This is a genomic window from Geomonas azotofigens (genome assembly GCF_018919395.1).
Lineage (GTDB): Bacteria > Desulfobacterota > Desulfuromonadia > Geobacterales > Geobacteraceae > Geomonas > Geomonas azotofigens.
Map to the genome: position 1 here is coordinate 722,902 of NZ_JAHLME010000003.1, position 14,079 is coordinate 736,980.

Consider the following 14,079-nt stretch of genomic DNA (forward strand, 5'->3'; position numbering starts at 1 on the left):
CCCAATGTCAGACAGCACCAACCGCAACCAAGCGTGGGGCGGCAGCCTCCCTAGCCTTTGTTACGATGACCAAAAATTGTTTTATGGTTCTACCGTAACGCTTTCTTGAGCGGGGTTAATCGCAGCAAATAGCCGAATTCTTCAGCTTTATATGTAATCCATAATGCCAAAAAGCTGTTTTATTATGTCTAGAAAAATATTGACACAGCCTGTTTCAACTGCTATGTTTTACCAAAAAGTTTAATTCAAAAGTCTGCTGATTTTACCACCCTGTCGAGGCAGGGGCGCCGGGTGCGTGATGTGGTAGAACCCAGTTTCTCCGTTCTAAGCTTCGCCTCGGCTTCTCGCGTGGTGCAACTACGGATTGCGGCGGGCGCATTTGTGCCTTCTCGTGGGGGCAAGGGGGGCGCGCCGAGGAGGGAGGCGAAGAGTTGGCTGCGCCGGGCATTCGGCGGGAGTGGTCCAGTTGACCCGAATGACAAGGAGGAGGGTATGGGCAGGAAGATGGCGTTGTTTGTTTTCCCCGCGAAGCTGCAGGGGCTGTTCCTGGCGGCGGTGTGGGCAATAATCCTTGCAGGTCCCGCTCTGGTTCATGGTTTCCAGATCGATACCGGCAGCGAAGACGTCAAGCTGCGCTGGGACAATACTTTCCGCTACACCCTATCCCAGCGTGTCAAAGGGCAAAACGACGCGATCCTCAAAAGCCCCAACAACGACGACGGCGACAGGAACTTCGACGTCGGGATCGTCTCCAACCGCCTGGACATCCTCTCCGAGTTCGATGCCGTCTACAAGCAATCCTACGGCGTGCGCTTCAGCGGGGCGGGGTGGTACGACGAGCGCTATCATGAGCACCTCGACAACAACTCACCCGGCACCTCCAACCGCCGTGTCGGCACCGGCCTCAGCGACTACACGAAGCGCTATTTCTCCGGCCCCAGCGGCGAGCTCCTCGACGCATTCGCCTTCGGCAAGTTCGAGGCCGGCGAAACGCCGGTCAGCATCAGGGCTGGACGTCACACGGTGTACTGGGGCGAAAGCATGCTTGCCTTCGGTGGCGCCAACGGTATCTCCTACGCGCAGTCCCCGGTAGACCTCGCCAAGGCCCTGGCGCAGCCCGGGGTCGAGTTGAAAGAGATCTACCGCCCGCTGAACCAGGTGAGCGTCCAGGTACAGCCGCTGCCGTCGCTCTCGATCGCCGCCCAGTACTTCCTGCAATGGGAGCCGGTCCGCTTTCCGGAGTCCGGCTCCTACCTGAGCTTCGCGGACCCTTACCTGAAGGGGGGCGAAAGTCTCTTCACCGGGCCGGGGCTTAAGCTGCCGCACGGATACGACATCGAGCCGGACCGGACCGGTGACTGGGGCATTTCGGCGCGCTGGAGCCCGGAATGGCTCGCAGGCACTGTCGGTGCCTACTACCGCAATTTCTCCGACAAGGTGCCCCAGCTTCTGATAGACGCCTCCCCCATGATGTCGGGAGGGACTCCCGACTACCGCTTCTCCTATCCCGGCAACATCAGCCTGTACGGGCTGAGCTTCGCCAAACAGATCCTCGGCGTCAGCGTCGGCGCCGAGGTCTCCTACCGCCACAACATGCCGCTGCTCAGCGTTCCGGTGACGGTCGGCGTGCCCGGCGCGGCGGCGGTTCCGGGCAAGGGGGGTGTGGCAGGCGCGCGCGGCGAAACCTTCCACTCCCTGGTCAACTTCCTCTACCTCGTCAACAGGACACCGCTGTTCGACAAGGCCGAGGTGCTTGCCGAATTCACCTACGGCCGCTACCTGCACGTCTCCCGGGGGGAGCAGTACTTCAAGGGAAATGACGCTTACACCGGGCTTGACCACGTCACTAGGGACGCCATGAGCGGCGCCCTCAATTTCACCCCCACCTGGTACCAGTTGTTGCCGGGGGTCGACATGTCCATGCCGCTCAGCATCGCCTCGGGCCTGTTCGGCGTCTCCGCGGTCGGCATGGGGGGCTCATCCCAAAATGGCTCCTACAGCGCGGGGCTCTCCTTCGACATCCTCGCCAGGTACACCGCCACCATCAACTATTCAGGGTTCTTCGGCAACTACCGCACCGATGCCACCGGAGGCATCGCGTCCTCTGGGGACGTCTTCGCGCTGCTTAAGGACCGTGACATGGTCACGCTGACGCTGAAAACCACATTCTAAGGCAAAGGGGGGTTGAGCTATGTCCAAATCACTTCGCAGAGCATTGACTGTCGCCGGCATCATCGCCGCATGTGCGGGGAGCGCATTCGGGGCGCTGTCTCCCGAGGAGGCCCTGAAGCTGGGCAAGAGCCTGACCGAGCTTGGCGCCGAGAAAGCCGGCAACGCCGACGGCTCCATTCCTGAGTACACTGGGGGGCTCACCACCCCGCCCGCAAACTATAAGAAGGGGAGCGCGGTCCGCCCCGACCCGTTTTCGGCTGAAAAACCCCTTTACGTGATCGACGGCAAGAACGCCGGCAAGTTTGGCGACAAGTTGACCGAAGGGACCAAGGCCCTGCTCAAGAAGCATCCGGACTATCAACTGAACGTCTACAAGACGCACCGCACCGCCGCCTTCCCGAAGAGCATCCTGGAGAACACCAGGAAAAGCGCCCTCACCGCCAAGACCGCCAACGACGGGCTCTCCCTGGTCGGCGTCCGCGAGGCCTACCCGTTCCCCATCCCAAAAAATGGTAAGGAGGCGATGTGGAACCACCTGGTGAGCTACCACGGCAGGGCGGTCTACCTGTCCATGGAGGGGATCTACACAAACTCTGCGGGCAGGACCACCATGGTCAACCTCTCCAACAACTGGTTCGAGTTCCCCTATTGGGTCCCCGGCGACAAGACCGGGGTCTACTACTGGATCAAGACCCTAATGACCGGTCCCCCACGCCGCGCCGGGGAGGGGCTGCTCGCCATCGACCCGCTGGACATCGCCACCAAGGGACGTAGCGCCTGGCAGTATCTCCCCGGTCAGCGGCGGGTGAAGCTTGCCCCGGAGATCGCCTATGACACCCCGGACTTCAACATGTCCGGCGTCAACACCTTCGACGACGTGCTGCTCTTCAACGGCGCCATGGACCGCTACGACTTCAGGCTGGTGGGCAAGAAGGAGATGTTCGTCCCCTACAACTGCTACAAGCTGGTCTACCAGTCGACCAAGGAGACCGCCTTCGGGCCCAGGTTCATCAAGCCGGAGCAGGTGCGCTGGGAGCTGCACAGGGTCTGGGTGGTCGAGGCGACGCTGAAGCCCGGCAAGCGGCACATCTACAAGAAGCGTGTGTTCTACCTGGACGAGGATTCCTGGCATGCGCTCGCCTCCGACCAGTACGACGGCAACGGCCATCTCTACCGGATCGGCTACGCCTATATCACCCCGAGCTACGACGAACTGGCGCCGTTCGCCATGACCCATGGCTTCTACGACCTGATCGCCAACTCCTACACCTTGAACTTCTACGCCGCCGAGAACGGCGGGGTCAAGTTCTTCACCAAGCCGTTCTCCTTGAAGGAGAGGACGCCCGACGCCCTCGCCGGAAGCGGTATCCGTTGATGCAAGACGCCTCCCATTCTCGGTTGGACGGGGAGGGGCGAGGCCGGCCTGCGGTCGGAATTTCCTGCGTAAGAGGAGAAAGCTATGTTCCAGCAGGGTATCAAGGTGGTGACTTTAATTGCGGCGGTTCTCAGCGCGGCGGCTGCCTTCGCCGATTGCACGATGGACACCCTGGTGAATCTGGAGGTCCCCGCCGAGAGTGAGCTTCGAGCCGATGCCCCCTTCATGGACGTGTTGGATACTCCGGCGGTGATCACCCCGCTGGCGTCGCGCACGCCGCTAAACGGCATCACCCGCGCCGGGAAACGGCTGGTTGCTGCAGGGGCGCGCGGCCACATCGTCTACTCAGACGACGAGGGGAGGTCGTGGAAGCAGGCGAAGGTCCCGGTTTCCTCCGACCTCACCGCCGTCCATTTCCCCACCTCCGGGAAAGGGTGGGCGGTCGGGCACGACGGCGTGATTCTGCACAGCGCCGACGGCGGTGCCAGCTGGGTGAAGCAGTTCGACGGCCGCATCGCGGGCCAGGTGTTGGCGGCATGGTACCGCGACGCCGGCGCGACCGGACTTGGTGCGGAGATCGCCAACCTGGTGAAGCAGGGGCCTGATAAGCCGTTTCTGGACGTATGGTTCGACGACGAGACGACCGGCTACGCCGTTGGTGCCTTCAACTTCATTTTCCGCACCTACAACGGCGGAGCCAGCTGGGAACCGTGGCTGGAGCGTACCGAGAACCCCAAGCGCCTCCACCTCTATGCCATACGCCGCACCCCCGATGGGCTCTTCGTCGCAGGGGAACAGGGGCTGCTCCTCAAGTTCGATAGCCGGCGAGGTGTCTTCGCCGCGCTCGATTCCGGCTACAACGGCACCTTTTTCGGCCTAACCGGCAAGGCGGGGGTGATCGTCGCCTTTGGCCTGCGCGGCAACGCCTACCGCAGCGTGGACGGCGGCAAGAACTGGCGCAAGGTGGAGACCGGAGCCCCCACCACCCTCACCGGCGGCACGGTCACCAGGGGGGGGGACATCCTGCTGGTCACTCTGCTGGGCGGCGTCCTTGCCAGTCACGACGACGGTGCGACCTTCGGCGCGCTCCCCGGCCAGCAGGGGATTCCCGCCGCCGGGATCGCCGAGACGCAGGGCGGCGCCCTCGCCCTGGTCGGCATGCGCGGGGTTCGGGTCCAGGCGGCGAAGTAAGAGGACAGGATACTGGAGGGAGAACGCTCATGAGCGCAGCAATGGACAAGGTCGATCAGATGCCCGTGGTGGAAAGAATTGAAGATTTCGATCAACGGTCGGGGAACTTCCTGGAGCGGCTGGTGTTCAATCACCGGTTGATCGTGGTCGCGCTCTCGGCGGTCATCACCCTGATGCTCGGTTATCAGGCCCTGAAGCTTCAATTCAACGCCAGCTTCGAAAAGATGCTGCCTCAAAGCCATCCGTACATCAGAAACTACCTTGAGAACAAGAATGAGTTGAAAGGGCTGGGCAACTCCATCAAGGCTGTGGTCGAGAACAGCTCCGGCGACATCTACGACCCGCAGTACGTGGACGCCCTGCGCCAGATCAACGACGAGCTGCTGCTGACTCCCGGCGTCGACCGCGCCTGGGTGAAGTCGCTGTGGGCTCCTGCGGTCCGTTGGACCGAGGTCACCGAGGAAGGGTTTGTCGGCGGTCCCGTGATGCCGGACAACTATGACGGCTCGGAAAAGACCGCCCTGCAGCTCAAACAGCACATTGCCAGCGCCGGCATCGTAGGGAGTATTGTCGCCAACAACTACCGCTCCTCCATGATCATCCTTCCCCTGCTCGACACCGACCCCGACACCGGACAGCGGCTAAGCTACGGCAAGCTCTCCGCGAACCTGGAGAAGATCCGGGCCAAGTACCAGAAGGGGAACATCAGGATCCATTACATAGGCTTCGCCAAGCTCGTGGGCGACCTCCTGGACGGTCTCAAGCAGGTGATGACCTACTTCCTCGCGGCTGCGGCCATCGCGGCCCTCATCATCTATCTCTACACCCGCTGCATCCGCAGCACGCTGCTGGTGATCGCCTGTTCGCTCATCGCACTTTGCTGGCTTTTGGGGATCATCGCCACCCTGGGCTACGAGCTTGATCCATACTCGATCCTGGTCCCCTTCCTGGTCTTCGCCATCGGCGTCTCGCACGGGGTGCAGAAAATGAACGGCATCATGCAGGACGTGGGGCGGGGGACCCACAAGCTGGTGGCCGCGCGCTACACCTTCAGGCGGCTGTTCCTCGCGGGACTTACGGCACTTCTGGCCGATGCCGTGGGCTTTGCGGTGCTGATGATGATCGACATCCCGGTGATCAGGGACCTCGCCCTCACCGCCAGCATCGGGGTCGCCATCCTGATCGTGACCAACCTGCTGCTTTTGCCGGTCCTTTTGTCGTACACCAGCGTGAGCCCCGCCTCCGCGCGGCGCAGCATCGCCGAGGAGAAGGCCCAGAGCGAGGGGAAAGGGGTCGGGAGGCTTTGGGGACTCCTCGACCGCTTCACGGAAAGGAGATGGGCGATCGGGGTCATCGTCTTTGCCGTGGCGATCACCGGTGCGGGGTTCGTGGTCGGGCTCAACCTGCAGGTGGGAGATCTCGACCCGGGAGCCCCGGAACTGCGCTCGAACTCGCGCTACAACAAGGACAACAAGTACATCACCGAGAATTACTCCCTTTCCAGCGACCAGTTCGCGGTGATCACCAAGACCCCGGCCGAAGGGGGGATGCAGTACGAGTCCCTGCTCGAGATCGATCGCCTGGGATGGGCACTGCAGCAGGTGCCCGGGGTGCAGACCACCGTCTCGCTTCCCGACTCGGTGCGGCGCGTCACCTCGGGGACCTACGAGGGGAGCCCGAAGTGGCTCACCCTGAACCGGAACCAGGACGTCCTCAATCACGGTGCCCACGAGTCGTACCAGAACAATCCCGATCTCTACAACACCGAGTGCTCGGTGGTCCCGGTGGTCGCCTACCTCTCCGACCACAAGGCGCAAACCCTGCAGAGGGTGGTGGGGGCGACCGAGGACTTCGCCGCCAGACACAACACCGCCGACCGCAAGTTCCTGCTCGCTGCTGGCTCAGCCGGCATCGAGGCTGCCACCAATATCGTGGTTAAGCAGGCCAATCAGACGATGATGCTCTACGTCTATGCAGCCGTCATCATCCTGTGCTTCATCACCTTCCGCGACTGGCGCGCGGTGGTTGTGGCGGTGCTGCCGCTGGTGGGGACGTCGATCCTGTGCGAGGCACTCATGGTGCTGCTGGGGATAGGGGTGAAGGTGGCGACTCTGCCGGTGATCGCATTGGGAGTCGGGATCGGCGTCGACTACGCCCTCTACCTGCTTAGCGTCCAACTCGGCAAGCAGAAGCAGGGGGAGACGCTCAAAGACGCCTACAAGCACGCGGTGCAGTTCACCGGCAAGGTGGTCGGCCTGGTGGGGGTCACCCTCGCCGCCGGCGTGGTCACCTGGGCCTTCTCACCAATCAAGTTCCAGGCGGATATGGGAATCCTGCTCACCTTCATGTTCATCTGGAACATGTTCGGCGCTCTGGTTCTCATTCCGGCCTTATCACACTTCCTGTTGGGCGGGGTGGCTCCCGCAACGGAAACATGCGGATCGGCTTTTCTGGTGGACGCCACCGCCCCCGCGCTGGTCAGGGAGAATGAAATGGCGCCGCAGGCGGGCGCCGACGGGGGATAGAAATGGCTGCAATAGCGAAGGGCAAAAAAAGGGAAGCATCTACTGCCCAAAGGCCAGGGCGCTCGGCAAATGGAGGCGGCAAAGACCGTATCCGCTTTATGGTGAACGGAAGCGAGGTCGATTTCGGCATAGGAACCGAGGAGCATCAGGTTCCTCCATCCGAAACGCTGGCCGACACGCTGCGGGAAAGGCTCGGACTGACCGGGACCAAAGTGACCTGCGACAACGGCGCCTGCGGCACCTGCACGGTCCTCATGGACGGCAAAGCCGTTCTCTCCTGCATGACCCTCACCGTCGAGTGCGGCGGCAGGCGGGTGGTCACCATCGAGGGGTTGCGCGATCCGTTGACTGGAGCGCTGGACCCGATCCAGCAGGCCTTCATCGACGAGGGGGCCTTCCAGTGCGGGTTCTGCACGCCTGGGATAATCATGAGTGCCAAGGCGCTGCTGCTCGAAAACGGGGCTCCGACGGAGGAGGAGGTGAAGGAAGGACTTTCCGGGAATTTCTGCCGGTGCATCACCCACTACCAGGTGGTGCGGGCGGTAATGGCCGCGGCGCAGGGAGGGGAGTGAAGTGGCAAAAGAGTACCGGTACATAGGAAAGAAGGTCCCCCGCAGGGATGCCGTCGACATCGTCACCGGCGCCGTCAACTACCTGGACGACCTGCGGATGGCGAAGCTGCTGTACGGCAAGGTACTGCGCAGCCCCCATCCCCACGCACTCATCAAGAACATCGACAAGTCGCGGGCGGAAAAGCTGGAAGGGGTCAAGGCGGTGCTGACCTGGGAGGACGTCCCCGACTGGCGTGGAGGCACTCCGGGGATGACCCGCATCCTGGACCGTAAGGTGAGGTTCGTCGGCGACGCGGTGGCCCTGGTGGCGGCGACCACCGAGGAGATCGCCCTGGCGGCGCTTAGGCTGATCGACGTGGAGTACGAGGTACTGCCGGCGGTCCTGGACATAGAGGAGGCGATCAAGCCGGGTGCCCCGCTGGTCTACGACGAGTTCGAGGGGAACATCGTCCCCCCCGAGTTTCCCCTGTTCGGACCCGGCTGCCTGACCGGGGTGAGTATGGGTGACGTCGCGCAGGGGTTCGACGAAGCGGACGTGGTGGTTGAGGGAACCTGCGGGTACCAGAACCTCCCCAACGCCATTCCCCCCGAGCCGCCGGGAGTGATCGCGCTCTGGGAGGAGCCGCAGCGGGTGACCATCTGGGCCTCGACGCAAGCCCCGGCGGTGGACCGGATGATCCTCGCCGGCGTGATCGGCTGGGAGGTGGACCTTAAGGTGCTCGGCCATCCGGTCGGGGGAAGCTTCGGCACCAAGATCGTGGTCTGGCAACTGGAGTCGTTCGCCTGCGCCTTAAGCAAGGCGAGCGGAATGCCGGTCAAGATGGTGCTCAGCAAGGAGGAACATCTGGCGACCTTCGTGCTCCGGCCCGAATCGAGGATGAACGCCAAGGTCGGCATGAAGAGGGACGGCACGGTGACCGCCGTCTCCGGGACCTGGCTCGTCGGCACCGGCAACCACTCGACCACCACGCAGGCGCAGATCGCCGTCGGCTGCGGAGAGATCCAGCTGATGACCCGTTGCCGGAACTGGGATCTGAAGAGCGCCATCGTCTGCACCAACCGCAACGCCTCCGGGAGCGTGCGCGGCTTCGGCGGGCAGGAGCTCAAATGCGCCTTCGTTCCCATTCTCTGCCTGGCCATGGAAAAGCTCGGCATCGACCCGCTCGACTTCATCAAGAAGAACTTCATCAAGCCCGGGGACGGCTACTTCTGGCGTGACGGGAGCTGGTACCAGTACCGGGGAATCGACTACTCCCCGGCCATGGACCAGGGGGCGGAGCGCTTCGGCTGGCGCGACAAATGGCGGGGGTGGCTGCGCCCAAGCTCGGTGAACGGACCGCTGCGCCGCGGGGTCGGCGTCGGTGTGCACGGCAACGCCGACATCGGCGAGGACGTCTCCGAGGCATACCTGCGGCTGACCACGGACGGCACCGCGACCCTGTTCAGCTGCGTCACGGAGCACGGCACCGGCCAGCGCAGCAACTACCTGAAGATGATCGCCGAGGTGCTCGGGCTTCCCCTGGAGAAGATCTCCATCAGCCCCTCCGACTCCACGATCACCCCCTTCGACTTCGGCCCGGTCGGGTCGAGGGGTACCTATGCCATTGGCAGCGCCGCCATCGCCGCGGCGGAGGATGCCAGGCGAAAGCTCCTGGAACTGGCCGCTCCACTCCTGGATGCGGGCGTGGAGGATCTGGACACCGAGGACGGCATGATCTTCGTCAAGGCGGATCCGGACCGCTGCCTGCCGTGGATCGCCGTCGGCCACGACCGGACCATACTCGGCTACGGCCGCTTCGAGCCCGATTTCACCTTGGCCAACTGCATGACCACCTTCGTGGAGGTGGAGGTCGATACCGAGACGGGGAAGGTGACGCTGCTCGAGGTGGTGAACGCCACCGATGCCGGGAAGATCATCGACCCTCCCGGCCTGGAGGGGCAGCTCAACGGCTGCCTCGGCGCGGCCGGTATCGACAGCGCACTCTTCGAGGAAACCATCGTCGATCGGGGGACCGGCAGGATACTGAACGCGAACCTGCTCGACTACAAGTGGCGGACCTTCGCGGAGCTGCCGGTCATCAAGAACGTGGTCCTTGAAAGTGCCATCTCCAGCCACCGCTTCCGGGCGGTCGGTGTCGGCGAGGTGTCGACCGCCGCCGGGCCGACCGCCATCCTGATGGCGGTCTCCAACGCCATCGGCGTCTGGCTCGTCGAGTACCCGGTCACGCCGGAGCGGGTGCTGGCGGCGCTGAATAGGGTCGCCGGTGGCCCGCAGGGAGGAGCAGCATGAGGAATTTCGAACATCTTCAGGCAACAAGCATCGCAGGGGCCGTTGCCGCCCTGACCCGCTTCGGCGGCAAGGCCCGGCTCAACGCCGGCGGGACCGACCTCTTCGGGCTTCTCAAGGACCAGTACCTTCCCGGGTTTCCGGATTCCATAATTAACATCAAGGGAATTCAGGGGCTGGACGCGATAGGCGAGGAGAGGGGGACGGTCACCGTAGGGGCGCTCGCGAAGCTCTCCGAGCTCTCGCGCTCGCACCTGCTGGCGGAGCGATTCCCGGCGCTGGTGCAAGCGGCCGGCGCGGTGGCCAGCCCCCAGATCCGCAACGTCGCCACCGTCGGCGGCAATCTCTGTCAGGACGTCCGCTGCGCCTACTACCGCTACCCGTCCCATGTGGGCGGCGCCATCGGCTGTGCGCGCAAAGGGAACGGCCCCTGCCTGGCGGTCAGGGGGGACAACCGCTACCACGCGGTCCTGGGGGGGCGGAAGTGCTACGCCGTCTGCCCGTCCGACACGGCGGTGGCGCTGGCGGCTCTCGACGCCTCGCTCGTGGTGGCGGGGCCGGAGGGGGAGCGCAGAATCGGCGTCGCCGAGTTTTACACCCCGCTCGGGAACCGGCTCGAGCGCGGCGAGATGGTGGTCCGGATCGAGATACCGACATCCTCCCTGCCGCACCAGCGCTTCGCGAAGTTCGCCCTGCGCCGCCCGATCGATTTCGCCATCGTCAGCGTGGCGGTGGCGGCTTCGGTGACCGACGGCGTCTGCACCGAGGCGAGGATCGCCCTGGGAGCGGTTGCCCCCGGGCCGGTCCGGGCGGGGGAGGCGGAATCTTTCCTGCGCGGCAAGCGGCTCACGCCGGAACATGCGACCCGGGCCGCCGAGCTCGCCCTGAGTGGGGCCAAACCCTTGAGCAGGAACGGCTACAAGGTCGCTATCGCGAAGACGCTTGTGAAACGAGCCCTGCTCGGTGAGGCGGCAGGGGGGGCGGGGGAGTACGCAGATGTGGGACTGGATCGGTAAGCTGGATGAGTTGAGGCGCCAGGGGCAGGGCGCCGTCCTGGTGACGGTGATCAAAAGCGGCGGTTCCACACCGGGAAAGAGCGGGGCGAAGATGGTCGTGCTTGCCGACGGCAGCTTCTTTGGGACCGTGGGAGGCGGGCCTGTCGAGCATCACGCGCGGGAGGAAGGAATGAACCGGCTGCAAAGCGGGGAGTCGGGAACTGTGGAGATATCCCTTAAGCAGTCCAATGACTCGGACTTCCCGGCCTGCGGCGGCACCGTGCAGTTGTACCTGGAGGTGCTCAACGCGGAGCCGAGGGTTTACATCTTCGGTGCCGGCCATGTCGGGCAGGCGCTCAGCCGTGTGCTGCAGGGGACGGCCTTTCGGGTCCACCTGGTCGACGAGCGGACGGAGTGGATCGGGGCGCCGGAGATACCCGACGGCGTTGTGCGCCACAGCAGCCGGTGGTCGGACTTCATCGCGCAGGCAGCCTGGTGCGATCGCCGCTCCTACGTGGTCATCGTTTCCTACAACGGCGCCGTCGACCAGGAGATCCTGCGCGAGGTCCTGTCCCGTCCCTCCCGCTACGTCGGCATGATCGGGAGCCGCGCGAAATGGGGCAAGGTGAAGGAGAACCTGGCGGGGGTAGGGCTCGATCTGGACCGGGTCCGCTGCCCCATAGGCCAAGACAACGGCGGTGGCGCCCCGCAGGAAATCGCGGTCGCCATCGCCTCCGAACTGCTATCGGTACATTACGGGCCGGGGTGACGCGTATGAAAGAGCGGAACGAACTGAAAATCGTGATCCGGGGGGCTGGCGAAATAGCGAGCGGGGTGGCCCACGTGCTTTACCAGGCGGACTTCCGGAGGGTCCTGATGCTGGAGAGGCCGGCCCCCCTGGCGGTCCGCAGAGGGGTCTCCTTTTGCGAGGCGCTGCACCATGCCAGCGTGACCGTGGAAGGGGTGGAGGCGGTATCGGCCAGCACCAAGTTCGACATCGGAGAGGCGTGGCATGCGGAACAGATCCCCGTGCTGGTCGATCCCAAGGGGAAGTCGGTGCGCCGCTACCCTTGGGATGTCTTTGTTGACGCGACTTTGGCCAAAACCAATCTCGGCACCAGGCTGGACGACGCAGGGCTGGTAATCGGGCTCGGGCCCGGTTTCACGGCCGGCGTCGACTGTCATGCCGTCATCGAGACCAACCGCGGTCCGGACCTGGGCCGGATCATCCAAAAGGGCGCTGCTGCAGCCGACACGGGCGTGCCGGCCGAGGTGGGAGGTTACACCGTGGAGCGGGTGCTGCGCGCCCCGGCCTCCGGGGTCTTCAAGAGCAAACGGAGGATCGGGCAGATGGTGGCTCAGGGGGAGCGGGTGGGGAGCGTCGACGGCGTCGACGTCGTCGCCGGTATCGCCGGTCTCTTGCGCGGCCTCATCATGCCGGGCACGCGGGTGCAGCAGGGGATGAAGGTGGGGGATATCGACCCCAGGGGAGAGGCCGTCTCCTGCGACACCATCTCCGACAAAGCAAGGACCATTGGTGCAGGGGTTCTCGAGGCGATCCTCTCGGCCTACGGCAGGTGAGCGCCACCCTCCGCGAAATCCTCTGCGCCGGGCCGCGAGGCGTGCTGAGCCTGGTGGGGGCGGGGGGGAAAACCACCCTGATGTTTTGCCTCGCGCGCGAGCTTGCCGCAGCCGGTCGCACGGTGTTGACCACAACGACGACGCGCATCTTTATGCCGGGTGGCGCCGATACGGACCGATTGGTGGTGGTTCCCGATCCACAGCAGGTGCTGCAGTTGGCAGCGCTGTCGCCGGGGCGGAGGGTGGCGGCCGGCAGCTCGGTCACCGATTCGGGAAAACTGATCGGCTACCGTGGCAACGCCATAGGGATCTTCGCCGCTTCCCCGGTCTTCAACTGGGTGTTGGTGGAGGCCGACGGTGCGGCCAGGCGTCCGCTGAAGGCTCCGGCCGAGCACGAGCCGGTGGTGCCTTCCGCGTCGACTGCCGTGGTGGCTGTGGCCGGGCTGGATGCGCTAGGAAAGGCTTTCGGCGCTGACAGCGTCTTCCGCAACGAGGAAGCCTCCGCCATCATGGGAATTGGACCGGGGGACGAGATCACGGAGGAGGCGGTGGCGAGGCTTTTCATCCATCCGCTGGGCGTGTTCAAGGGGGCTCCACCGGGAGCGCGGCGAATCGTCTTCCTCAACAAGGCGGACGATGCGGAACGGGAGGCGAAAGGCGCGCGGGTCGCAGCCCTGCTTCGGGAACGGTCCGGGGCAGCCGTCGACGCCGTCGTGGTGGGCGCTGCCGCGCAGGGACGGATCGCTTTGGTCGTCCAGTTGGAGCGCTAGATGGGCAAAAATGTCGCGGGGATAGTGCTGGCAGCAGGGGAGGGGCGCCGGATGGGGCGGCTCAAGCAGTCGCTGCCGTTTCGCGGAAAAAGCATGCTGGAGACGGTGGTGGACCACGCGCTGGCTTCCTCGCTGTACCGTGTGGTGGTGGTGCTCGGCCACGGCGCCGGGGAGCTCGTCCCCCTGCTCGAAACAAGGCCGGTGACGGTGGCGGTGAACGCCGATTTCGGTGCGGGACAGGCCTCCTCGCTGAAGGCCGGGCTGATGGCGCTCACCGCCGACAGCGACGCGGCCCTGTTCCTACTGGCGGACCAGCCCCTCGTTTCTGCAGAAACCATCGATGCCATCGTGTCGGCTTACCGGGAAGGTGACGCCCCGGTGGTTGCCCCGTATTGGCAGGGAAGGCGGGGCAACCCGGTACTCTTCGGGCGGGAGACCTTCCCGTTGCTGGCGAACCTGCAGGGGGATGCCGGCGCCAGGGGTATCCTGTCCCGCCAGCCCGAACTGGTGCTGGCCCTGCCGGTGGCCGACCGGGGGATACTTTTCGATGTGGACACGGAAGAGGACTATCGCGTCCTTGCGGGTATGCAGGTGGCGTGAAGTGAGGAGGT

General features: G+C 64.4%; 11 protein-coding genes. All 11 read left to right on the top strand.

Going from position 1 to position 14,079, the window contains the following annotated elements; all coding sequences use genetic code 11:
- The first annotated feature begins 492 nt into the window (after window positions 1-492).
- The 11 genes from KOL99_RS12970 (at window position 493) to KOL99_RS13020 (ending at window position 14,068) form a co-directional block, all read left to right on the top strand.
- Window positions 493-2,172 (top strand): DUF1302 domain-containing protein, encoded by a 1,680-nt coding sequence (locus tag KOL99_RS12970; RefSeq protein ID WP_216510872.1) that lies wholly within the window; start codon window positions 493-495, stop codon window positions 2,170-2,172.
- A gap of 19 nt (window positions 2,173-2,191) precedes the next feature.
- On the top strand, window positions 2,192-3,547 hold the full coding sequence (locus KOL99_RS12975) for a DUF1329 domain-containing protein (protein WP_216510873.1): 1,356 nt from the start codon (window positions 2,192-2,194) through the stop codon (window positions 3,545-3,547).
- An 84-nt stretch (window positions 3,548-3,631) separates the two neighbouring features.
- Complete coding sequence (locus tag KOL99_RS12980; RefSeq protein ID WP_216510874.1) at window positions 3,632-4,738, top strand: WD40/YVTN/BNR-like repeat-containing protein; 1,107 nt, start codon at window positions 3,632-3,634, stop codon at window positions 4,736-4,738.
- Window positions 4,739-4,767: 29 nt separating this feature from the next.
- Window positions 4,768-7,263 (top strand): efflux RND transporter permease subunit, encoded by a 2,496-nt coding sequence (locus tag KOL99_RS12985; RefSeq protein ID WP_216510875.1) that lies wholly within the window; start codon window positions 4,768-4,770, stop codon window positions 7,261-7,263.
- A gap of 98 nt (window positions 7,264-7,361) precedes the next feature.
- Window positions 7,362-7,835 (top strand): (2Fe-2S)-binding protein, encoded by a 474-nt coding sequence (locus tag KOL99_RS12990; RefSeq protein WP_216510876.1) that lies wholly within the window; start codon window positions 7,362-7,364, stop codon window positions 7,833-7,835.
- A 1-nt stretch (window position 7,836) separates the two neighbouring features.
- Entirely contained in the window at window positions 7,837-10,125 is a 2,289-nt protein-coding gene (locus KOL99_RS12995; RefSeq protein WP_216510877.1) for a xanthine dehydrogenase family protein molybdopterin-binding subunit, read from the top strand.
- A complete protein-coding gene (locus KOL99_RS13000) occupies window positions 10,122-11,138 on the top strand; it encodes an FAD binding domain-containing protein (protein WP_216510878.1) in 1,017 nt (338 codons plus the stop codon). Before KOL99_RS12995 ends, KOL99_RS13000 begins: the two co-directional genes overlap by 4 nt.
- Window positions 11,119-11,886, top strand: coding sequence for an XdhC family protein (locus KOL99_RS13005; RefSeq protein ID WP_216510879.1), 768 nt, complete (start codon window positions 11,119-11,121; stop codon window positions 11,884-11,886). Before KOL99_RS13000 ends, KOL99_RS13005 begins: the two co-directional genes overlap by 20 nt.
- A gap of 5 nt (window positions 11,887-11,891) precedes the next feature.
- Window positions 11,892-12,698: a selenium-dependent molybdenum cofactor biosynthesis protein YqeB gene (gene yqeB / locus KOL99_RS13010; RefSeq protein ID WP_216510880.1), complete on the top strand. Its 807-nt coding sequence runs from the start codon at window positions 11,892-11,894 to the stop codon at window positions 12,696-12,698.
- A 53-nt stretch (window positions 12,699-12,751) separates the two neighbouring features.
- On the top strand, window positions 12,752-13,468 hold the full coding sequence (gene yqeC, locus KOL99_RS13015) for a selenium cofactor biosynthesis protein YqeC (protein ID WP_328760418.1): 717 nt from the start codon (window positions 12,752-12,754) through the stop codon (window positions 13,466-13,468).
- A complete protein-coding gene (locus tag KOL99_RS13020; RefSeq protein WP_216510881.1) occupies window positions 13,469-14,068 on the top strand; it encodes a nucleotidyltransferase family protein in 600 nt (199 codons plus the stop codon). It abuts the gene before it with no gap.
- The last annotated feature ends 11 nt before the right edge of the window (window positions 14,069-14,079 follow it).

Coding starts and splice junctions, on each gene's coding strand:
- KOL99_RS13005 (WP_216510879.1), top strand. CDS start 11,119: ATGTGGGACTGGATCGGTAAGCTGGATGAGTTGAGGCGCCAGGGGCAG.
- KOL99_RS12990 (WP_216510876.1), top strand. CDS start 7,362: ATGGTGAACGGAAGCGAGGTCGATTTCGGCATAGGAACCGAGGAGCAT.
- yqeB (WP_216510880.1), top strand. CDS start 11,892: ATGAAAGAGCGGAACGAACTGAAAATCGTGATCCGGGGGGCTGGCGAA.
- KOL99_RS12980 (WP_216510874.1), top strand. CDS start 3,632: ATGTTCCAGCAGGGTATCAAGGTGGTGACTTTAATTGCGGCGGTTCTC.
- KOL99_RS12975 (WP_216510873.1), top strand. CDS start 2,192: ATGTCCAAATCACTTCGCAGAGCATTGACTGTCGCCGGCATCATCGCC.
- KOL99_RS12985 (WP_216510875.1), top strand. CDS start 4,768: ATGAGCGCAGCAATGGACAAGGTCGATCAGATGCCCGTGGTGGAAAGA.
- KOL99_RS13020 (WP_216510881.1), top strand. CDS start 13,469: ATGGGCAAAAATGTCGCGGGGATAGTGCTGGCAGCAGGGGAGGGGCGC.
- KOL99_RS12970 (WP_216510872.1), top strand. CDS start 493: ATGGGCAGGAAGATGGCGTTGTTTGTTTTCCCCGCGAAGCTGCAGGGG.
- KOL99_RS13000 (WP_216510878.1), top strand. CDS start 10,122: ATGAGGAATTTCGAACATCTTCAGGCAACAAGCATCGCAGGGGCCGTT.